At 64.1% G+C, this 20,429-nt stretch carries 18 protein-coding genes; 9 read left to right on the forward strand and 9 right to left on the reverse strand.

Annotated elements, in window-relative coordinates; translation table 11 throughout:
- A partial coding sequence (locus ON00_RS20910) for a recombinase family protein (RefSeq protein WP_010406347.1) occupies positions 1 to 1,404 on the reverse strand: 1,404 nt, incomplete at its 3' end.
- A 462-nt stretch (positions 1,405 to 1,866) separates the two neighbouring features.
- Here ON00_RS20910 and ON00_RS12915 point away from each other — a divergent pair.
- The 3 genes from ON00_RS12915 to ON00_RS12925 all read left to right on the forward strand — a co-directional run bounded on the left by ON00_RS12915 (position 1,867) and on the right by ON00_RS12925 (position 3,724).
- A complete protein-coding gene (locus ON00_RS12915) occupies positions 1,867 to 2,496 on the forward strand; it encodes a helix-turn-helix transcriptional regulator (protein ID WP_029622810.1) in 630 nt (209 codons plus the stop codon).
- Positions 2,424 to 3,044 (forward strand): type II toxin-antitoxin system HipA family toxin, encoded by a 621-nt coding sequence (locus ON00_RS12920; RefSeq protein WP_010406353.1) that lies wholly within the window; start codon positions 2,424 to 2,426, stop codon positions 3,042 to 3,044. Before ON00_RS12915 ends, ON00_RS12920 begins: the two co-directional genes overlap by 73 nt.
- A 182-nt stretch (positions 3,045 to 3,226) precedes the next feature.
- The gene (locus ON00_RS12925) at positions 3,227 to 3,724 is read left to right on the forward strand and encodes a Ros/MucR family transcriptional regulator (RefSeq protein WP_029622811.1); all 498 of its coding nucleotides are present in this window, start codon (positions 3,227 to 3,229) and stop codon (positions 3,722 to 3,724) included.
- A 347-nt stretch (positions 3,725 to 4,071) separates the two neighbouring features.
- Here ON00_RS12925 and ON00_RS12930 read toward each other — a convergent pair whose 3' ends face one another.
- The 4 genes from ON00_RS12930 to ON00_RS12945 all read right to left on the reverse strand — a co-directional run bounded on the left by ON00_RS12930 (position 4,072) and on the right by ON00_RS12945 (position 8,121).
- Positions 4,072 to 4,689 carry a cytochrome b gene (locus ON00_RS12930; protein WP_010406357.1) on the reverse strand — a complete coding sequence of 206 codons (618 nt, stop codon included), beginning with the start codon at positions 4,687 to 4,689 and terminating at the stop codon, positions 4,072 to 4,074.
- Between the two features lie 85 nt (positions 4,690 to 4,774).
- On the reverse strand, positions 4,775 to 7,267 hold the full coding sequence (locus ON00_RS12935; protein ID WP_010406360.1) for a TonB-dependent receptor: 2,493 nt from the start codon (positions 7,265 to 7,267) through the stop codon (positions 4,775 to 4,777).
- Positions 7,268 to 7,340: 73 nt separating this feature from the next.
- Positions 7,341 to 7,640: an EthD family reductase gene (locus ON00_RS12940; RefSeq protein WP_010406364.1), complete on the reverse strand. Its 300-nt coding sequence runs from the start codon at positions 7,638 to 7,640 to the stop codon at positions 7,341 to 7,343.
- Position 7,641: 1 nt separating this feature from the next.
- Entirely contained in the window at positions 7,642 to 8,121 is a 480-nt protein-coding gene (locus ON00_RS12945; protein ID WP_010406366.1) for a pseudoazurin, read from the reverse strand.
- A gap of 196 nt (positions 8,122 to 8,317) precedes the next feature.
- Here ON00_RS12945 and adh point away from each other — a divergent pair, with 196 nt between their 5' ends.
- The 4 genes from adh to ON00_RS12965 all read left to right on the forward strand — a co-directional run bounded on the left by adh (position 8,318) and on the right by ON00_RS12965 (position 13,790).
- A complete protein-coding gene (gene adh, locus ON00_RS12950; RefSeq protein WP_010406369.1) occupies positions 8,318 to 9,838 on the forward strand; it encodes an aldehyde dehydrogenase in 1,521 nt (506 codons plus the stop codon).
- A gap of 136 nt (positions 9,839 to 9,974) precedes the next feature.
- On the forward strand, positions 9,975 to 10,322 hold the full coding sequence (locus ON00_RS12955; protein ID WP_050810992.1) for a DUF779 domain-containing protein: 348 nt from the start codon (positions 9,975 to 9,977) through the stop codon (positions 10,320 to 10,322).
- A 34-nt stretch (positions 10,323 to 10,356) separates the two neighbouring features.
- Entirely contained in the window at positions 10,357 to 11,535 is a 1,179-nt protein-coding gene (locus ON00_RS12960; protein ID WP_010406373.1) for an FIST N-terminal domain-containing protein, read from the forward strand.
- Positions 11,535 to 13,790 (forward strand): hybrid sensor histidine kinase/response regulator, encoded by a 2,256-nt coding sequence (locus ON00_RS12965; RefSeq protein ID WP_010406376.1) that lies wholly within the window; start codon positions 11,535 to 11,537, stop codon positions 13,788 to 13,790. Before ON00_RS12960 ends, ON00_RS12965 begins: the two co-directional genes overlap by 1 nt.
- A 2-nt stretch (positions 13,791 to 13,792) precedes the next feature.
- Here ON00_RS12965 and ON00_RS12970 read toward each other — a convergent pair whose 3' ends face one another.
- From ON00_RS12970 to pedF, 4 genes are all read right to left on the reverse strand, one after another.
- Positions 13,793 to 14,485: a response regulator gene (locus tag ON00_RS12970; RefSeq protein ID WP_405053320.1), complete on the reverse strand. Its 693-nt coding sequence runs from the start codon at positions 14,483 to 14,485 to the stop codon at positions 13,793 to 13,795.
- An 80-nt stretch (positions 14,486 to 14,565) separates the two neighbouring features.
- Positions 14,566 to 16,314 carry a methanol/ethanol family PQQ-dependent dehydrogenase gene (locus tag ON00_RS12975; protein WP_040602088.1) on the reverse strand — a complete coding sequence of 583 codons (1,749 nt, stop codon included), beginning with the start codon at positions 16,312 to 16,314 and terminating at the stop codon, positions 14,566 to 14,568.
- Between the two features lie 168 nt (positions 16,315 to 16,482).
- Positions 16,483 to 17,274 (reverse strand): substrate-binding periplasmic protein, encoded by a 792-nt coding sequence (locus ON00_RS12980; RefSeq protein WP_010406383.1) that lies wholly within the window; start codon positions 17,272 to 17,274, stop codon positions 16,483 to 16,485.
- 66 nt (positions 17,275 to 17,340) lie between these two features.
- Positions 17,341 to 17,754 carry a cytochrome c-550 PedF gene (pedF, locus tag ON00_RS12985; RefSeq protein ID WP_050810993.1) on the reverse strand — a complete coding sequence of 138 codons (414 nt, stop codon included), beginning with the start codon at positions 17,752 to 17,754 and terminating at the stop codon, positions 17,341 to 17,343.
- 147 nt (positions 17,755 to 17,901) lie between these two features.
- Here pedF and ON00_RS12990 point away from each other — a divergent pair, with 147 nt between their 5' ends.
- Both ON00_RS12990 and ON00_RS12995 read left to right on the forward strand, forming a co-directional pair.
- A complete protein-coding gene (locus ON00_RS12990; RefSeq protein ID WP_029622827.1) occupies positions 17,902 to 18,867 on the forward strand; it encodes a PQQ-dependent catabolism-associated beta-propeller protein in 966 nt (321 codons plus the stop codon).
- Positions 18,868 to 18,989: 122 nt separating this feature from the next.
- A complete protein-coding gene (locus ON00_RS12995) occupies positions 18,990 to 20,405 on the forward strand; it encodes a porin (protein WP_010406389.1) in 1,416 nt (471 codons plus the stop codon).
- The last annotated feature ends 24 nt before the right edge of the window (positions 20,406 to 20,429 follow it).

Raw genomic sequence — 20,429 nt, forward strand, 5'->3', positions numbered from 1 at the left:
CACGACCGTCGGCTCAGGTGCTTCGGCCAGAGCAATCTCCAGACCTGCCTCGATCGTCTCAAGTTCCTTCAAACGGACGGTCAATGCGCGCGGCGCATCGTCGTCTTCCTCGATCCGCGACACGAGCTTGGCGATGCGCCGGCGCGTCGCGACAAGCTCGCCTTCTACGTGATTGCGATCTGCATGGTTGGCGAGATGCATCGCCTCGAGCTCCGTCTGGAGCTTCGCAGCGAAGCGACCAATGATTTCCGGGGTCAGAAGCCGGTCGCGGATGCCGGCCAATGCGCGCTCCTCGAGTTCCCGTGTCGTGATAGACCCGTTGGTGCAGGTCCCGGTACGATGACTCTTGCAGCGCCAGCGGCCAGCACCGGTCGCGAGGAATGGCGCCTCGCAAGCTCCGCATGTGACGAGCCCGGACAGTAGGTGGGCAGGGCGCTTTGCGCCCGCCAGCGGATTGCCCGTCAGCTTGTACTTCGCGTCGCGCGCGGCGCGCGCTTCTTTCTGACGGACCTTCACCGCATCCCACAGTGCCTGGTCGATGATCCGCAACTCGGGCTGATCATTGATGATCCACTCCGTTTCGGGGTTGAGGCGCGGGCGGCGCGAAAAGCCGCGATTGTCATTGGGGACCTCGACCCAGATCCGACGGTTAAAGATGCGGCGCCCGATATAAATCTCGTTGTTAAGGATGCCCTCGCCGAGGCTCCGGTCTCCCGAAAGAGTCGTCGGGTTCCAGACGCCGGCGTTGTATTTTCCACGCTCTCGGGCGCGAGGGGAGGGGATGCCATCCCGGTTCAAGATCGCGCAAATCTGCTTCAGGCTCTGTCCCTCGGAATAAAGGTTGAAGATGCGCTGCACCAGCTCGGACTGCGGATCGTCGATCACCAGCCGGTCAACGTCGCGCCCGCCTGCGTCCTGTCCGGTGATCTCGCGTCGGTAACCCAGAACTTTCCCACCGGTCACGCCGCCGCGGCGCGCCTTGCCCTTTAGGCCGCGGCGTGTCGTATAGGCGATGCGCATTCGCTGCTGTTCGCCGATAATAGCTTTGAAGGCGAACACGAGGTCGTCGATGCGACCGGTTGAAACCGTATGGACGGTCACTTGATATAGCCGGAACAGTTTCACCATGTGGTGGATATGCTCCGCGTCGCGTCCGAGCCGGTCGACGTCTTCGATGATGAGGATCCTGATCTTCCCCGAAGCGAGCACCTTGAGCGCCGCCTGCAGGCCTGGCCGTTCCATCGTCGCGCCGGTGATCCCGTCATCGCCGTAGAAGCCGAGCAGATCGAAGCCATGCGAGCGCGCATATGCTTCGGCGAAAAGCTGCTGGTCGTCGACCGAAGACGTGCGCTCGTCCGGGTCATCGAAGCTCTTGCGGCCATAGGCGATGGCTGGTTCGCTCACGATAGTCTCCTCGTAGGTACTGCGCCGCTGGGTACCGACGGAATGATCCTGTCGGCTCTTCGGGGAATCAACCGCTGGCCGCTCGGTTCCCCTGATGTCAGTCGGCTGCTAAAATCGCTAATCGTCGATGCACTAGTCTGAATTTTCTACATTGAACGGTTCGTCACCGCGATCCTGATCGAGCATGAGTGCGCGCGCCAAGCGTTTCGCAAGCAATGTCAGTAACAGATTGTCGATGTCGGCGAGCCGAATTGATGTGGCTTCCTGGGACACCCGTGCAGGATCGGGTACGGTTGTTGCGGCTTGACGCTGGAGCATTCACCGGTTTTAGGAACTCGCGGTCGCCTTACGCAAAAAGCCGACAAAGTATTTGTGTCCGACCATGAGAAATGTCAAAATGCTGACATGTCGCGCCGCCGCGCCCCGTTAGCCCGGATGCTGCTACCAAGGGGTGCTGGACGGTTGCGTGACGATCTGGGCAAATTTCTTAAGGATCGACGCCAAGGGAGGCTTGGCGACGATCAGTACGGTACCCAAGTTCAGATCGCGGCCAAGGTCGGTGTCAGCCGGCAGACACTCTCCGACATTGAGCGTGGTGCGGCGTGGCCAGGGCCCACGACACTAGACCTGTTGCTTGACGCCCTCGAGCTCGGTTGGGAGCACGTCGCGCATCCGGCTGGGCCTCAATGGGAAGGGCGGTTCTTCATCGACGAGATGCCGGGGGTCGAACGACTGCTGCCGGTCACTCCGGAGCAGGTGCCTGACAGAATTCGGGAATTCGTCGAGGGTGTCGAAGGGAGTTTGATCATTGCGTTTGGAGAGCGGATGAGAGCTATCCGCTTGGCATCGGGACTTACCTTAAAAGAGGTCGCAAGGGCCGCCGGCGTCTCGATCGCGTTGCTGTCCAGGCTCGAGCGCGCGCAGGCGCCACGATCCCGCCTGTTCCGCTTCGAGCAGCGAACGGTGGATGGGGAGCAAGTGCCAGTGCTGGTAGTCCGCAACTCGTACCTGCAGGCGATATGGCCCGCCGCGCCGGGATCGACGCGGCTGACGCCCGCCTGGTCGAGAGCGACGGCGACGCGATCGCGCTAATCCGGCGGTTTGATCGACCCGCAGGGGGCGGGCGGTTGATGTACGTTTCGGCGGCGACGATGATCGGTGCGGAGCCCGGCGACGCACAGGAGCACGCCTATACCGAGATCGTTGATGCGCTACGTGTGCACGGGAGTGCTCCTACGGCCGATATCGAAGAGCTATGGCGGAGGATCGCTTTCTCGATCCTGATCACCAACGTCGACGATCATCTGATGAACCACGGCTTCCTCCACGTTGATCGTGGCCTGTGGCGGCTGGCGCCGGCGTTCGATATCACCCCGTTTCCAGAGCGACTGCGCGAATTAAAAACCTGGGTTTCGGAAGAGGTTGGCCCCGAGGCGACTATCGACGCTTTAATGTCGGTGTTGCCGTACTTTCGCATTACGCTTCCGCCCGCCATGGAAATGCTGGCGCCGATTGAGCAGGCTGTCGCGGGCTGGAAGGATGAGGGGCGTGCGCTTGGCATGACCGGTGCCGACCTAGAAAGTTTTGCGGAGGCCTTCGAGCACGGGGAGCGGGCGGCCGCGCGAGCGGTACTGGCATGACTTAGCGTTGGTTGAGGTGTAAAAGGTTTGTATTGTGTGAGATCGATGGAGATAGCTGAGCAGCCTTTTTTTAGCTTAAATCGATTGTCGCAGATTTATATTTTTCACGCACTTGGCACCAATGATGCTCAGGGTGAATTTACGAAGTACGCGCTAAAAGCCCGCTTGGAAGGAAATCCGCATTGACTGATGAAACTGCAAACACCGTTAAACTCGCTACCGAATTAACGATGGCATGGCTGTCCAACCCGAATACCCGCACGTCGGCGGATGATGTCCCAGCATTCTTGAAGTCGATGCATGACGCATTGATCGGCCTCTCATCCGCACCGGCGGAAGCTTCTGCCGAGGAAGCCGCTCCGGAATTTACCGGCGCAGTCACTTCACGAAAGTCGCTGGCAAATCCTGATGTCATTATTTCAATGATCGACGGCAAGCCCTATAAGACGCTGACGCGGCATCTCTCCACCAACGGTCTCACGCCCGCCGAATATCGAACGCGGTATGGCTTAAAGACCGATTATCCCATGACTGCACCGTCCTACTCGGCAATGCGCCGTGACATGGCGAAGAAGATCGGTCTTGGCCGAAAGCCGGGTCAGAAAGCTCCCGCCAAGGCCGCTGACCTCGCACCAGTACCGAAGCGTGGTCGGCCCGCGAAAGTCGTCGAGCCGGATTGAAGCGGCAGGCGGCGAGCGTGCCGGTCATGTTCGCCATCGTCCAAGCTATCTTCCGAACCGTTCATCGCCCGGGGAATCCGCCGCGCACTAAAGATCGTGAAAGATGGCAAATTCTGGGTGGGAAGCGGCTTGGCCGCTTTTTGGCGAAGAGCGGCATAGCCGGACGTTCAGTCATCTAGGTTGCGAGGTCTCAAACGCTTGTTGCCAGCGCACGTTCATTAAGCGCTACCCCAGTAACGTTATCCGAAGAGTCCGATCGCACGTGGCGATTGGAGATACAAATTGCACAGTGGCGCTTGCGTGCCGGATTTTTACGAGTGTTCCAAATTTCAACGATCATAAGTGCGTCAACGCCCAATCCCCATGCGCGCAAGCGCCCGCTGGCGATCGACCCATTGATGCTTCAATGCTCCCGCCACGTGTAGAAGGAGCAGTGCTAGCATGACCCAGCCACCGAATCGGTGGAACGTCGCGATCCGCGCGCGCAATTCGCGCTGCGCAGGTACGCCTTGCGAGGTCCGCCCGATCGCACTGATCTGCGACAGCAAGGGAAGCGGAGCCACCCCCCACACCATCGTCGGACCGCGAGGACGTTGAGCGCTCGATGCTTCGCCGACAGGATGCTCTGCATTCCATGCCGCTCCCGCTGAACCCATGGGGGGCTTAGCCGAGACGAGTGCCCATCCTGAAAAGGGGAGGATCAAGATCGCGGCGTAGAGCAGGGCATGGACCCCGTGAGCCGTGCGTCGTTCCCACGCTTGGACCGCCAGCAAGGGCGGCGGGCGATGGGTCAGCCGCCAGAGGAGGCGGGCGACGCTCAAGACCAGGATCGTTATGCCGGCCGAGACATGGAACCGGAAAACGGCGCCGGGCAGCACGTCGTGCAGAAGTCCTGAGGTCAGATTATAGGCGATAAGGAGCGCGATCGCCCAATGCAGCACAATTGCTACGGTCGAATAGCGCATCCGCACACATGCGCTCGGATCCGATGGTGCCATCTCTGTCCGCCTTTCACACTGCCGCCAGTTCTGGGGCCGGCTGCCCATCTGTTCACAATCGAAGCCGCATGCTCAATGAGACCGAGCGCGGCGCGCCCGGCGCATAGAAAGTCGAGGATACCAATGGCCGCTCGTCGTCAATCATCGGTGCAGCGAACGGACGGGCGACGAACCGACCGCTGCCGTCGAACGCTGTCGCGGCGAGCTGAGCTGCGGTGGCGTAGGCCTTGTCGAACAGATTATTGAGCTGGACGGTGAGCGTAGCAACTTTCGTCACGCGCCATTCGGCGCCTAGATTGAACACCCCATAAGGCCGCGTGCGGCCGGCACCCAAATAATAGACGCCGTCAGGCGCATGCGCACCGTTCTCGTTGCCGCGCGCTATAACGCCCGACACCGCGATCATGTCGATGTCGAGCGTCACGCGTCTGATCGGATCCCAGCCAACCGCCGCCTTGGCGATTGAACGCGGGATCAACGGGATGCGGTCACCTTTGGCGATCGCGATCGTCCCATCGAAGCCCGCGGCGGCGCCATTGTTGCTGCTGTTGCCCGATCCGCCGACACGCTCGCTGCTGCGGTAGGTCGCGTCAAGCCAAGTGTAGTGACCCGATAGCCGGACCGTGCCGAGCGTAGCGGTCGCGTCCAGATCCAAGCCTTGCCGTCGCGTGCGTCCAAAATTGCGGAAATAGCCGAAGCCGGAAGCATCGTTCGCGACGAACAGGATATCCTTGCGGCTGTCGGTACGAAAGGTGCCGATCCGCCAGGTGACGGATCGGCGCGCGCCGCCCTGTATGCTACCATGAACGCCTGCCTCGAAGGTGGTCGCACTAACCTGGTCAAGCGGCGGGTCGCCCGCCAGCGCATTGGGCAAGCGGCACGGGCTCGCGGGATCGGAGCAGCCGAGCTCGATCGCCGAGGGCGCGCGGCTGCTCTGCGCGATAGCGGCGTCGAAGCCGAGCCGTGTCGACGGCATCCATGCGATTGCGACCGCAGGATTGAAAGCAGCGAAACGGTGGTTGCCTGTCAGCGAGCCGGTACCCGCAAGTGGCGTAATCCGATCGCGGTTGCCGACACGGGTGCGATCGTAGCGCGCCGACAGATCGACCCTCAGCGTGCGCGCCAGCATCAGCGAGTCGGTACCATAAAGCCCGAGATTGGTGGTTCGGCCGTGGAGATCAACCCGCGCGTCGAACGCATTTTCGGATTGCTGGCTTCCGTCGGCATAGGCTCCCGGCCCAGTGGCGCCGACCACGCCACGGTCGGCGGTGAGATACGCGAATTGCGCGGATTGCGCGAAATTGGCCTGGCTGTCTGAATAGCTCGCGCCGAGCGTGAGCGTCTGGTGAAGCCCCAGCAAGGGCGCGATGAGTGTCGCCTCAGCGCTCGCGCCCCACTCGCGCTGGTCGGTCGTCGAGCGGTTGATCAGCGCGTTGCATTTCTCGTTGGGCTCGGTGTCGAGAAGTGCCTCGGCAATGCATCGATAGCGCGGGAAGGGGGTGTTGGCCTGCGTCTCGCCGCTAAGAGGAAAGCCGGTAACGCCTGCCGCGGTCAGGGCGGCGCGTTCCGCGGTACTGGGTTGGTAGAGGTTCTCGCCGAGCGCAGTGTCGTTGACGTCGCCATTATAGGTTCTGGTCTTGATCCGCCGCCAATAGGCGTTGCCCGACAGCGATAGTGCAGACGATAGGCTGTGCTTTGCAGTGAGATTGACCAGTGCCGAGCGATTCCGCGTCGTGTCGGGCTGGGTGTAGACGCTGCGCCGATCGGCGGCGAGAAGCCGCTGCTCCTGCAAGCCGTTGCCGTTGAGATCGGTGTCGGCATAGCTGGCCGAAAGGTGTGCCTGCGTGGTCGCATTCGACCAGCCCAGCTTGCCGAAACCCTGATAGGCGCGCGACGCCGAAAAGGCCCGCCACCCGCGCTCGCGAAAGGCGTCGCCGCTGACGAACCAATCAAACCCGCCGCGGATCGCGCCGCCGGCCTGTGCCTCGAGCGTGCGCCGGGCGAATGACCCGGTGCCGATCTCGAGCAGATAGCCTGGGTCGGAGGTGCCGTCCTTGGTGCGGATCGACAGCGCGCCGCCGAGCGCGTTGCGTCCGAACAACGGGTTCGACCCCGGCACGAGGCTGACCGAGCGGATCGCCGATTTCGGGATGAGGTCCCAGCTGACGATATCGCCGAACGGCTGGTTGAGCCGAACGCCGTCCATGAAGACCGACAGCCCCTGCGGTGTGCCAAGCAGCGGAGAGGCGGTGAAGCCGCGATAATTGATGTCGGGTTGGAGTGGGTTGCCCTGCGTCTCGTTGACGAACACCCCGCCGCTGACTCTTTTGAGATATTCTGTGAGGTCAGTGGCGTGCGCGTGCTGGAGTTGTTCGTCGCTGACGGTCTGCGCCGGATAGCGCAGCGCGCCCTCGCCGACATCAAGCAGCGGGGTGGCGGTGACGACAATGTCGGGGCCGCTCTGCTCCTGCGCCGAGGCGGCGAGCGGCAGGACGAGCGCAGCACTCGCCACACCCGCCCGCCAGAAGAGCTGCGCCACTTGCATGTCTCCCGCCGCTATGCTGCGCGGCGCGACCGAGGGCGATCGGCGCCGCTTGATCTAGTGACTGGCCGGTCGATCACCGGGCGGTGCAGCGGAGCGGCACGGGGGCGATGTCGGTGAATTTGGCGACGTCGCCGAACACCGCGCCCGCCTCGGGCGAGGCCAGCGCGGCGTCGAGCGCCGCGCCGTCGCTGAATTCAAGCATTGCGACCGCTGCATAGGCCGGGGCCGGTTCTTCCGGGATGAGGGCGGTCGCGCTGGTCAATCCGTAGCGCACCCAGCTTTCGCGCACGAGCGGCAGGTGCGCGCCGAGATAATAGTCGACGTCGAAGGTCGCGCCTTCGGCGCGGGGATAGGTGACGAGCAAGGTGGTCATGTCAGCGCGCCTTCGCGAGATAGCCCGCCATCCGCTTCATTGCGAAGGGCGGCAGTTTGGCCGCGCGTGCGGCGGCCAGATTGACGGACGGACCATCGCCGGCCTGCACTACGGCGACCATTCCCATTGAATAGTGTGGGGCGCATTTGATCCCGTAGATGCCGGGCGTGGTGACCATGAGGTCGAACTGCTTGCCCATCGCCCCCTTACTCGGCGAGACACCGGTCGGCAGCATTGCCGGGATCAGCTCGGCATTGTGCGCCAAGCTGGTCGGCACGAAGCGGACCGTGTCGCCTAGATTAGCCTTAATAAAGGCGGGGACAAACACCATCGCGCCCTCCGTGCCGCTATCCTTCATTTCGACGACAATCGTCTTGGCGGGCGTCTTGGCGGGATTAGTCTTGGGCGCGCCGGCGATCGCGCCGGTTCCCCCGAGGACTGCTGTCAGACACAAAGCGGCGGCGATCACTCTCGACATCATCTTCTCCTCGCATCGTCCCGCGCGGGCGCTCGGCCTCGGCAGCGGACACTTTGGTATCGGAGGCGAGCATGGAAGCAGACCGATCGACCGCAAATAGCCCTTTGGTGCAATGGCGCGTCCTCGGATTTTGGGCACAGTCAGCGCTGACAAGCCCGCGCAGGCGCCGGCCACCGGGCTCACATCCAGGAGAGAGACAATGCTGCACCAGGCGCTCGAAGGTTTGACAGGCAAGGTCGCGATTCGCGCGACCTACGAAAATTACATCGGGGGCCAGTGGGTCGCGCCGGTGCAGGGCCGCTATTTCGATAATCCCTCGCCGGTGACCGGCCAGACGGTGTGCCAGGTCGCGCGCGGGACCAAAGAAGATATCGATCTCGCGCTAGACGCCGCGCACAAGGCGAAGGACGCCTGGGGCCAAACCTCCTATGCCGAGCGCGCGGTGATCCTCAACAAGATCGCCGACCGGATCGAGGCAAATCTCCCGCTGATCGCGATGGTCGAGACGATCGACAACGGCAAGCCGATCCGCGAGACGACCGCCGCCGACATTCCGCTGGCGATCGACCATTTCCGCTATTTCGCCGGCTGTATTCGTGCCCAGGAAGGCGGCATTTCCGAGATCGATCACGATACGGTTGCCTACCATTATCACGAGCCGCTGGGCGTGGTGGGACAGATCATTCCGTGGAACTTCCCGATCCTGATGGCGGTGTGGAAGCTCGCCCCCGCGCTCGCCGCGGGCAATTGCATCGTGCTCAAGCCCGCCGAGCAAACGCCGATGTCAATTATGGTGCTAATGGACGTGATTGGCGACCTGCTGCCGCCGGGCGTGCTCAATGTCGTCAACGGTTTCGGCGTCGAGGCGGGCAAGCCGCTCGCGCAATCCCCCCGCATCGCCAAGATTGCCTTTACCGGCGAAACCACGACCGGTCGGCTGATCATGCAATATGCGACCGAGAACCTCATCCCCGTCACGCTCGAACTTGGCGGCAAATCGCCCAACATCTTCTTTGCCGACGTGATGGATCAGGACGACGATTTCCTCGACAAGGCGCTCGAGGGCTTTGCGATGTTCGCGCTCAACCAGGGTGAGGTGTGCACCTGCCCGAGCCGGGCGCTGGTGCACGAGAGCATCTATGACCGCTTCATGGAGAAGGCGGTCGCGCGCGTCGAGAAGATCGTCATGGGCAACCCGCTCGATCCCTCGACGATGATCGGTGCGCAGGCATCGAACGACCAGCTTGAGAAGATCCTGTCCTATTTCGACATCGCGCGCGGCGAAGGTGCCAAGATCCTGACCGGCGGCGAACGAGCGCAGCATGGCGACGAACTGGGTGGCGGCTATTACGTCAAGCCGACGATCATTTCGGGCAACAATAAGATGCGCGTATTCCAGGAGGAGATTTTCGGCCCGGTCGTCGCGGTGACGCCGTTCAAGGACGATGCCGATGCGCTCGCGATTGCCAACGATACGCTCTACGGCCTCGGCGCCGGCGTGTGGACGCGCGATGGGACGCGGGCCTATCGCATGGGCCGCGGGATTCAGGCGGGACGGGTGTGGACCAATTGCTATCACCTCTATCCGGCGCATGCGGCGTTCGGCGGGTACAAGCAGTCGGGCATAGGGCGCGAAAACCACCGCATGATGCTCGATCATTACCAGCAGACCAAGAATTTGCTTGTGAGCTATAGCGCGAAGCCGATGGGATTTTTCTAATATCTCATACAAATCTCGGCGGTTGGCCCCCTTTGCCGTCGGTCGCGGCGGGTCTTCGGACCCGCCGGCTTTTGCGTTTCAGGAGCCCGTCGTGCCCCCACCCGCCCGCATCCTCGCGACCGACGCCGCGATCGCCATGATCGATCGGCTGAGCGCGATCCACGGGCCGTTGATGTTCCACCAATCAGGCGGATGCTGCGATGGCTCGGCGCCCATGTGCTACCCCGCGGACGAGTTTCACGTCGGCACGCAGGACATCCTGCTCGGGCGGATCGCGGACAACGTGCCGGTGTGGATCGGTGCCGCGCAGTTCGCCTATTGGCGGCATACGCAGGTGACGATCGACGTCGTGCTCGGTCGTGGCGCCGGCTTTTCGCTCGAAGGCCCCGAGGGCGTGCGCTTCATCATCCGCAGCCGGGTGTTCAGCGACGCCGAGGTCGATGCGCTCGACGCGGCGGGCGAGCCGGTGCGGGGCGTCGGATGATCCGTGACAATCGACGCGTCGGTGCAGGCATGGCATGATGCCGCTTATGCTCGATGCCCCTTTGCCTGTACGGTCTCGTTCCCCGGTCCGTACCGCCGCGACGCGGCTGGCCGATCCCGACGCGGCCGCGCAGGCGTTGTTCGCCGACCTCGATCCGACCACGCTGGCCGGCGTGCTGATCTTCAGTTCGAGCTGCTATGCACTCGACGCGCTGGCCGAGGCGATCAATCGGCGCAGCGAAGGCCTGTGCGTGGTGGGATGCACCTCGTCGGGCGAAATCACGCCCGAGGGTAGCGCGGAGGGGACGATCACCGCGATCGGCTTCCCGGCGAGCGATTTCACGCTTACCGCGGTCCGCTTCGACCATCTTGATACCTTCGATGCGAGGAGCGCGCAGAGCGTGGTGCGCGAGCTCGTCGCCGCGTCAGTCGCGGCTTCGGACACGTTCGGCTCGATCGTGTCGCGCGCCGCGATCTTTCTCGTCGACGGGTTGTCGCATCGCGAGGAGATGCTCACCGTCACCGTGCAGGACGCGCTCGGCGACATTCCGCTGATAGGCGGCTCGTCGGGCGACGGGCTCGACTTCAAGGAGACGTTCATTTTCCAGGACGGCGCGTTCCGCCGCGATGCTGCGCTTGTCGCGATCCTGTCGTCGGCCCGGCCGATGCAGGTGTTCCGATCGCAACATTACGCCCCCGGACAGGTCAAGATGGTGATCACCGGCGCCGATCCGGTCGGGCGCGTCGTCACCGAGATCAACGCCGAGCCGGCGGCGGAGGAGTATGCGCGGCTGACCGGGACGACCGTGGACCAGCTCGGCCCCTCTGTCTTTGCCTCGCACCCGCTAATGGTGCGCGCGGGCGGCGAATACTACGTCCGCTCGATCCAGTCGGCCAACCCGGACGGAAGCCTGACCTTCTATTGCGCGATCGACGAGGGCGTCGTGCTGACGCTGGGCGAGGCCCGCAATATCCTGGACGGCCTCGACAGCCTGTTCGATGGGCTCGAAAGCGCCGTCGGCGGGATCGACCGGATCGTCGGGTTCGATTGCGTGCTCAACAAGATCGAGGCCGAGCAGCGGCAGTTGACGCGCGAGGTCTCGCGCATGTTCGTCGAACATCGCGTGACCGGCTTCAACACCTATGGCGAGCAGTTCCATGCGCTTCACGTCAACCAGACCTTCAGCGGTCTGGCGATTGGCTGGGGCCGGTGATGGCGACGCGCATCGCCTTGCCCGACAGCCACGATGCCGGACAGATCGCCGCGCTCGAAGCCGAGATCGTCAAACTCAAGCGCATCAACACCGCGCTGATCGACCGTGTCGAGCGCTCGACCGATCTCCAGGGCAACGCCTTCTCGCTGTTCGAGACCGCGATCTCGCTCGAAGGCAAGGTGCGCGAGCGCACCGCCGACCTCGAACAGGCGCTGGGTGCGCTTGCGCGCAGCAACGCCGCACTCGGCATTGCCAAGGAAACGGCAGACGATGCGCAACGCCGCCTGCGCGACGCGATCGAGAGCATCAACGAAGGCTTCGCGATCTTCGACGCCGATGACCGGCTGGTGCTGTGCAACCAGACCTATCTCGGACTGTGGCCCAAGATCGCCGACCGGATCGTGCCCGGCATCAGCTTCTCCGCGATCACCGACATGATCGGCAAGGACGGCACGACGCTCGGCGCGATGGTCGCGCGCGACCGATGGGTGTCTGAGCGGATGGCGCAGCGCATGGTGGCCAGCGGCGGGCACGTCCACGCGCTTGCCGACGGACGCTGGATCCAGATCAACGAACTGCGCACCAGCGAGGGCGGCATAGTCGGCGTCTATACCGACATCACCGAGGTGAAAGCCGAGGATGCACGGCTTCGCGCGCGCGAACTCGCGCAGAAGAGCGCGATCCTCCAGGCGACGCTCGATACGATCCCGCAGGGCGTGTGCGTCTATGATGCCGATCGCCGGCTGGTCGCATGGAACAATCCCCTGCTCGCGGTGATCGGCCTGCCCGCCGACGGGATCGCGATTGTCGCCACGCATGATGGTCTGGTCGCCGGTTGCGCCGAGCTCAACGGGCCGATGGAGCCGGACGAGCCGCTCGCCTGGCTCGAGAGCGGTATTCGCGATGCAGTGTCGCGCCGCCACCACCGCAGCGGCAAGGTCGTCGAGGTCCACCGCGCGCGCATGCCCGATGGCGGGATGGTGATGAGCTTTGGCGACATCACCGAAAGCCTGCGCGCCGCCGACCGGCTGCGCGAGACCAATGAGACGCTCGAACGCCGTGTCGAGGAACGCACCGCCGACATCAACGCGGTAAATCGTGAGCTCAGCCGCGAGAATGCCGAGCGCCTCGCGGTCGAGGCGGCGTTGCGCGACGCCAAGACCGCGGCCGAGCAGGCCAATATTTCCAAGACCCGCTTCCTCGCGGCGGCGAGCCACGATCTTCTGCAGCCGCTCAACGCGGCGCGGCTATTTGTCGCAGCGCTCGGCGACCGGCGGCTCGCGCTGCCGACCCGCGCGCTCGTCCGGCAGGCCGGGTCGGCGCTCGACTCGGTCGAGGATCTGCTCGAATCGCTGCTCGAAATCTCCCGCCTCGATGCCGGCGCGATCGTTGCCGAACCGGTCGATTTTGCGCTCGACGAGATGCTGCGAAGCATGAAGGCCGAATTCGCACCCGTTGCGCGTGAACGGCGGCTCGTGCTGCGAATCGACGACGGCGCATTCTGGGTGCGCTCCGACCCGCGCCTCCTGCGGCGGATCCTGCAGAATTTGATCGGCAACGCACTGCGCTACACCCACGCTGGTTCGGTCGACGTAGCGGTGCGTGCCGAGGGGGAGATGCTGCACGTCGAAGTGATCGACACCGGACCCGGCATCGCGCCCGAGCATCATGTCGAAATCTTCGAGGAGTTCCGGCGGATTGGTGACCACGGGCGCGATCGCGGGATGGGTCTGGGGCTCGCGATCGTCCAGCGCGCGGCGCGCATGCTCGGACATGCGCTTAGCGTCCGCTCGGCGCTCGGCGAAGGGTCGCGCTTCGGCGTGTGTGTGCCGGTCGGCACGTCAACGCCGCGCGTGTCGCACGCCGCTGCGCCGTCGCGTAGTGGGCCGCTCACCGATCAGGTCGTACTGGTGATCGACAATGAGACGCTGATCCTCGAGGGTATGGCCGTTTTGCTCGAAGGCTGGGGCTGCACCGTGCTCAGCGCGCGCGATCTCGGTGCGGGCCAGGCGCAGGCGAACACACTGCGGCCGAACCTCATCATCGCGGATTATCATCTTGACGACGGGCAGACCGGCATCGACGCGATCGCCGGAGTGCGTGCCGCGACCGGCGCGTCGATCCCCGCGATTGTCATTACCGCCGACCGCACCCCCGAGCTGCGTGATCTTCTCGCGGCGGCCGACTTCCACGTGCTGCAGAAACCGGTGAAGCCCGCGCAGCTGCGCGCGCTGATCACGCGGCTCACGCAGTAGCGTCAGGCGTCGGTGCCGAATTTCACCTTGTTGACGAGGATCACCGCCTGCGTACGGCTGAACACCTTGAGCTTGCCGAGGACCGCGGAGACGTGCGCCTTGACCGTCGTCATCGAGACATCGAGCTCATAGGCGATCTGCTTGTTGAGCTTGCCGGCGACGACGAGTCGCAGCACGACCTTCTGCTGCGGCGTCAGGCTGTCGATGCGGTGCTGGATGTCGGCATCCTCGAGCGTCTCGGCCGACTCGACCTCGTCCATCTCGGGCGCGTAGAAATTGCCCGCGAGTACGGTCTTGAGCGCATCGACGATCGCGCTGCGCCGCAGTGACTTGGGAATGAATCCGGCAGCGCCGGCCGCCAGCGCGCTGCGCGCGAGCCCGCGCTCCTGCGCCGCCGAGACGATCACCACGGGCACCGAGGGAAAGCGTTCGCGCAACGCGATCAGCCCGGAAAAGCCGACTGCGCCGGGCATGTTGAGATCGAGCAGCACCAGATCGAAATCGCCTTCGCGCGCGATCACCGCGCTAGCTTCGTCGAGCGACGAGGCCTCGAACAGTTCGCATTGATCGAACGCCACCGCGATGACGGTACGCAGGCCATCGCGCACCATCGGATGGTCGTCGGCGATGAGCACGCGTTCCACGTAATCCAGATCCCCCTGTTGCGCCGTTCCGCTCGCGGAGCGTAGCCCCAAAGCCCGCGAAAGCGAAACGGGGGCGGCAATCGCCACCCCCGCCGCACGGCTCCCGTCGATCGTCGATAGAGCCGGCCCGCTCACGATTTGGGCAGCTTGAATACCCAGAGCGCACCACCCTGATTGATGTGCTGCACGGCCTTGGCGACTTCGCCGCCCCACAGCGGCACCGCGCCGCCCCAGCCTGACATCACCGCGACATATTGCTCGCCATCGGTCTCCCAGGTGATCGGCGTGCCGACAACGCCGGAGCCGGTGTTGAACTTCCACAGCTCCTTGCCAGTCTTGGCGTCGAACGCCTTGAGATACCCCTCGGGTGTGCCAGTGAAGACGAGGTTGCCCGCGGTGCTCAGCACGCCGCCCCACAAGGGCGCCTTGTTATTATATTCCCAGGCGATCTTGCCGGTCGCCGGGTCGATCGCGCGGAGCACGCCGATATGATCCTCGTAGAGCGGCTTGATCGTGAAGCCGGCGCCGAGGAACGCTGCACCCTTCTTATAGGCGATCGGCTCATTCCAGATGTCCATGCCCCATTCGTTGCTCGGCACGTAGAACATGCCTGTCTGCTGGCTGTACGACATCGGCATCCAGTTCTTGGCTCCGAGGAAGGCCGGGGCCGAGAAAACCGTCGTGCCCTTTTCCGCACTCGGCGCGCCGGGACGGTTGGCGTCGACGAAATTGGGCCGACCGGTCTTCAGATTGTACCCGGTCGCCCACGTGGTCTTCGAGACAAACGGCGTCGCCTGCAGCATTTTGCCATTGGTGCGGTCAAGAATGAAGAAATAGCCGTTGCGGTCTGCCTTGGCGCCCAGCTTCATCATCTTGCCGCCGCGCATCGCGTCGAACGGGATCAGCTCGTTGACGCCGTCAAAATCCCAGCCGTCGTGCGGCGTCGTCTGATAGTGCCATTTGATCTGACCGGTGTCGGGATCGATGCCGAGCGTCGAGGCGGTGTAGAGATTGTCGCCGGGGCGCAAATGGCTGTTCCACGGCGCGGGGTTGCCGGTGCCCATGTAGATCAGGTTGGTGTCGGGATCGTAGGTCCCGCCAAGCCAGGTCGCGCCGCCGCCCTGCTTGTACTGGTCGCCCTGCCAACTCGCATTGAGCTTGCCGGTCATCCCGCTGTCCTTGCCGTTGAGGGTACCCATGTTCCCCTCGATCGTCGGGCGCGTCCAGACCAGCTCGCCGGTGTTGACGTCGCGTGCCTGGATCTCGCCGATCACGCCGAATTCGCCACCCGAATTGCCGACGATGATCTTGCCGTGGACGATCATCGGCGCGGCGGTGAAGCTGTAGCCTGCCTTGTAGTCTGCGATCTGCTTATTCCAGATCACCTTGCCGGTGTTGCGGTTGAGCGCGACGAGCCGCGCGTCGAGTGTACCGAAGATGATTTTGTCGCCATAGATCGCCGCGCCGCGATTGACGACGTCGCAGCACGGCACGATCGCGTCGGGCAGCCGCGCGTCATATTCCCACTTTTCCTCGCCGGTCTTGGCATCGTAGGCGAAAACGCGCGAATAGGAGCCAGTGACGTAGATCGTCCCGTCATAGACCAGCGGCTGCGATTCCTGGCCGCGCTGTTTCTCGCCTCCGAGCGAGGCGGAGAAAGCGGGTACGAGCTTTGCGACGTTGCCGGCATTGATCGTGGTAATCGTGCTGAAGCGCTGCGCCCGCGGCCCCATGCCATAAGTGAGGACGTCACCCGGAGTATTGGCATCGTTCATTAGGTCTGCGTCGGTTGGCCCGGCCGCCGTGCCGGTCGCAGCAGGCGCTGCCGGTACGGCGTCGGGTGCAGCAACGAGCGGCGCCGCGAGCAGCGCGCTCCCCATCGCGAAAATCGACGTCTGTCGCAAAATGCGCTTCATCATCTTCTCCCCTGGTTGTTCTTTTGCGGTCGCCGTCTGCGGCGCGCTCGGCTGCTGGTGCAGTTCGATCGCTTCACGCTATCACGGCGTTTGCGCACGCCAATTGGACCTTGGACCTAGCCGGCTGCGGCATCACGATGCGAGCGGCGCACGCAGCGTCACGCCGTAGCGCGCGAAGATCGCCGGAACGGTCTTGTCGGTGATCATTTCGGGCAGCAGGGTCTCGAGCCGATCGCCGAGATCGCGGCTGTCGTCCTTCACTGCCAGGCCGATGTCCCAGCCGGGGCTGGTCAGCGCGGGGATCGGGCCCTTGCGCGCGACGAGCACATCGCCGCCCTTCGACAGCGCATGCTCGACCTGCGCGCGCGTCGCCATCGCCAAGTCGCTCTTGCCGTCGCGAACCGAGTCGAGCGCGACCATGCCACTCGTCATATGGACGACGTCGCTGCGCAGCGCGCCACCGAATTGGCCGCTCATATAGAAATCGGGGATGCTGTTGAGCTCGACAGCGATCTTGTGCCCCTTGAACTGGACCGGCGGGTCCTCGCAGTCGAGGTCGCGGCTGCAGCCGATCGCGAAGCTCTCGCGATAGTAAGGCGCGACGATCACGACGCGATCGTTGCGCAGTGCAAAGGTGCGGTCGAACGGCGCGTGCATCATGATGTCGGACAGCATTCCGCCGGTGGCAGGTCCCTTCCACACCATGTTGCGCAGGTCGTCGTCGACATCGTCGCCCGCCAGGAAATCGCGGAATTCGGCCTTCACGCCCAGCTTCTGCGCGATCGCGGTGCCGAGCTCGACGTCGATCCCGCGCAGCGTCCCGCCGTCATCCCACGCCCATGGCGCAAAATCGCGATACACCGCGATGCGCAGTACGCCGGCGCTCCGGATCTTCTCGAGCGAGGCGGCGCGCAGCGCTACCATCGGCAGAGTGGCCGCTGCTCCGATGCCACCAAGGATAGCGCGTCGCGTGAACCCTGCGGGCATCGCTCAATCCTGATGCTTGGTGTCTAGCCACGAGCGGATCGCCCAGCCGGCTTTCTGCCCGAGCACGTCGCCGAGCGGCGGCATGTAGACTTTGCCGTCGCGCGCCGAGCCATGCTGGTAGCGATCGATGAACCACTCGTCGCCCACCTCGGCGACGTCGAGATACCGCAGGTCGGGCGCGATCCCGCCCGACATCGCTTCCAGACCGTGGCAGCGCGCGCAGTTCTGGCCGTAGGCGGATTCCCCGATCTTGATCGCCGTCGCATTGCCGCGATAGGGGTTCTTGACGAGCCATGCCTCGCCAATGTCAGGCAAGGCGGTGGTGTCGACCGGTTGCGGCAGGACATTGCCATGCGCGAAGACCGCATTGCCGATCGAAGCGGCGGCGAGTCCGGTCGCCGCGAACAAGGCGAGCATCGACAGGTTTGGGGTTTTCATCGGCTTACTCTCCACGACACTCGCGGTCTTCGCGATTGAGTCGGAGATGTAGGCGGGGGCGAGCGCCGCACCCTATTGCACTTAGGTACAGCATGCGGCCGCGCGCGGTTGGATTAGACACTATGCATGCGTGCTCATCTTCTCTCGTCATTCCTTTGCGCCCTCGCCTTTGCAGGGGCCGCCCACGCCGAGACGGTCTACGTTTCCAACGAGAAAGGGAACAGCATCACTGTGATCGACGCGGCGAGCCTCAAGGTCACAGCGACCTGGCCGATCGGCAAACGCCCGCGCGGTATCGTGCTCTCGCGCGACGGCAAGTTCCTCTATGTCTGCGCGAGCGACGACAATGCCGTCCAGGTCATCGACCGCGCGACTGGCAAGGTCGTCGCCGATCTCCCCTCGGGCGAGGACCCTGAGCAGTTCGCACTGTCGCCCGACGGCACGACGCTGTTCGCGGCGAACGAACGCGACGCCGCGGTCACCGCGATCGATGTCGCCAAGCATGTCGTCGCCTGGCAAGTCGATGTCGGCGTCGAGCCCGAGGGAATGGCGGTCAGCCCCGACGGCAAGACGGTCGTTTCGACCTCGGAAACCGATGATTCGGTGCATTGGATCGATCTCGCCAGCCACAGGGACATTGCGCAGACCGCGGTCGGCATGCGGCCGCGCCACGCCGAATTCACCGCTGACGGCAAGGCGCTGTGGGTCAGTTCGGAAATCGGCGGCGGAGTGCAGATCCTCGACACGACCAGCCATGCGGTGAGCAAGACGATCGCCTTTGCGCCGCCGGGCGTGTTCAAGGACAAGATCATGCCGGTCGGGATCCGCTTCACCCCCGACGCGAAGCAAGCGGTGGTCGCGCTGGGGCGCGCCGACACGCTCGCGATCGTCGACGTCGCGAGCGCGACGGTGACCGGCTATGTCCCGGTCGGGCGGCGGGTGTGGCACACTGCGATCGATGCCGCGGGGCGCCGCGTCTTTTCGGCCAATGGACTTTCGGACAATGTCTCGGTGGTCGATCTCGCGACCGGGACCGTGATCGCGACCCTTGCCGCAGGGCGCGCACCGTGGGGCGTCGTCGTCGCGCCCTGATCCGACGCCCCCGGCAAGCTCCGCCACTACCAACCAAAGTCCAATTCCCCGAAGGCGGTGCTGGGCCCAGCCTCGGCACGCAAGGTACCGCGAAAGGCGGGCCGCCAACGGGGAGGATATCCATGAGGGGCACCACGAAATTGCTACAGGCGGTCTGCGCGGTCGCACTGCTGGCGGGCGCCACGCCCGCTTTCGCGCAGGACGACACGACCAGCGCACTGCTGCTGCGGCTGAAGGAAAAGGGCATTCTGACGCAGGCCGAATATGACGACCTCGTCGCGCGCAAGGCGCCCGTTGCGCAACCCGCCGCGGTCGCGACCAACCCGAGCGCCGAGCCGCAGACCGCAGCGGCGGCGCAGCTCGACGACAAGCGCCTGGTGCGGATGACGAGCAGCGGGATCGGCATGGACGTCGGCGGGGTGACAGTAAAGTTCTCGGGATCGGTCAACGCCTTCTACACGCATGATTCGCCCGATAAGCGCCTCGCTGGCACCACCGTCGTGGGTGGCCTCGCCAGTACCGGCACGCAGAACAGCTCGGCAATCCGCAACGGCCTGTTGCCGGGCATCTTCGGCCTCGACGTTTCGACCAACCAGGGCGGCTGGGACATTGCCGCGCACTTCGGTTTCTATCCTGGCATCAACAGCAATTCCTACGGCGGCAATGGCGCGAATGCGGCTGGCGCGCCGGTTGCGCTGGCAACATCGGGGATCGATGCCCGGCAGACCTACATGACGATCGGCAAGCCGCACCTCGGCACGCTCAAGCTCGGGCGCGACATCGGGCTGTTCGGGTCGGATGCGATCCTCAACGACATCACCTTGCTGTCGGTCGGCACGCCGGGGAGCAATGCGGGGCCGTCGAACACCTCGCTCGGGCGGATCGGGATCGGCTATATCTACACCGACTTCCAGCCGCAGATCACCTATACGACGCCCAAGTTCGGCGGCTTCCAGGCCTCGATCGGTGTGTTCCAGCCGCTATCCACGCTGACCGGCGGACTCGAAATCAATGGGACGCCCGGCTTCCAGGGTAAGCTGACCTACGACTTCAAGGCCGACGCCTTCACCGGGCACCTGTGGGCATCGGGCATTTCCCAACGGCATGACGGCTTTGCCGGTACGCCAAGCTATACCGGCAGCGGCTTCGATGTCGGGGGGAAGCTCGGCTATGGGCCGCTTAACGTGCTCGGATACTATTATGGCGGCTCCGGGCTCGGAACGACCGGTCTGTTCGTCTTTTCAACCGATGCGCTGGGGCGCAAGCGCGACAGCAGCGGCTTCTACGGGCAAGCGAGCCTGACCTTCGACAAGGTCACGGTCGCCGCGAGTTATGGCCAGAGCAAGCTCGATCTGGCGCGCGGTGAAATCAACCCGACGCTGCTCGACAAGAACAGCAGCTGGGTCGGACAGGTGCGCTACGGCCTGACGAGCTGGGTGACGCTGCTCGCCGAATATACCCACACCAAGGCCGAGGCGCAGGGCCCGAACGCGGCCAGATCGAACACCGTGTCGGTCGGGTCGATCCTGTTCTTCTGATCTTGCAACCACGCGGTGGCGGGG

This window comes from Sphingomonas echinoides ATCC 14820, assembly GCF_000241465.1.
Taxonomy (GTDB): Bacteria; Pseudomonadota; Alphaproteobacteria; order Sphingomonadales; family Sphingomonadaceae; genus Sphingomonas; species Sphingomonas echinoides.

What these genes read in the sequence shown, in the direction of transcription:
- ON00_RS12920 (WP_010406353.1), top strand. Translation starts at nt 2,424, where the DNA reads ATGGCCCGCCGCGCCGGGATCGACGCGGCTGACGCCCGCCTGGTCGAG.
- ON00_RS12930 (WP_010406357.1), bottom strand. Translation starts at nt 4,689, where the DNA reads ATGCGCTATTCGACCGTAGCAATTGTGCTGCATTGGGCGATCGCGCTC.
- ON00_RS12935 (WP_010406360.1), bottom strand. Translation starts at nt 7,267, where the DNA reads ATGCAAGTGGCGCAGCTCTTCTGGCGGGCGGGTGTGGCGAGTGCTGCG.
- ON00_RS12940 (WP_010406364.1), bottom strand. Translation starts at nt 7,640, where the DNA reads ATGACCACCTTGCTCGTCACCTATCCCCGCGCCGAAGGCGCGACCTTC.
- ON00_RS12945 (WP_010406366.1), bottom strand. Translation starts at nt 8,121, where the DNA reads ATGATGTCGAGAGTGATCGCCGCCGCTTTGTGTCTGACAGCAGTCCTC.
- adh (WP_010406369.1), top strand. Translation starts at nt 8,318, where the DNA reads ATGCTGCACCAGGCGCTCGAAGGTTTGACAGGCAAGGTCGCGATTCGC.
- ON00_RS12955 (WP_050810992.1), top strand. Translation starts at nt 9,975, where the DNA reads ATGATCGATCGGCTGAGCGCGATCCACGGGCCGTTGATGTTCCACCAA.
- ON00_RS12960 (WP_010406373.1), top strand. Translation starts at nt 10,357, where the DNA reads ATGATGCCGCTTATGCTCGATGCCCCTTTGCCTGTACGGTCTCGTTCC.
- ON00_RS12965 (WP_010406376.1), top strand. Translation starts at nt 11,535, where the DNA reads ATGGCGACGCGCATCGCCTTGCCCGACAGCCACGATGCCGGACAGATC.
- ON00_RS12975 (WP_040602088.1), bottom strand. Translation starts at nt 16,314, where the DNA reads ATGGGGAGCGCGCTGCTCGCGGCGCCGCTCGTTGCTGCACCCGACGCC.
- ON00_RS12980 (WP_010406383.1), bottom strand. Translation starts at nt 17,274, where the DNA reads ATGGTAGCGCTGCGCGCCGCCTCGCTCGAGAAGATCCGGAGCGCCGGC.
- pedF (WP_050810993.1), bottom strand. Translation starts at nt 17,754, where the DNA reads ATGCTCGCCTTGTTCGCGGCGACCGGACTCGCCGCCGCTTCGATCGGC.
- ON00_RS12990 (WP_029622827.1), top strand. Translation starts at nt 17,902, where the DNA reads ATGCGTGCTCATCTTCTCTCGTCATTCCTTTGCGCCCTCGCCTTTGCA.
- ON00_RS12995 (WP_010406389.1), top strand. Translation starts at nt 18,990, where the DNA reads ATGAGGGGCACCACGAAATTGCTACAGGCGGTCTGCGCGGTCGCACTG.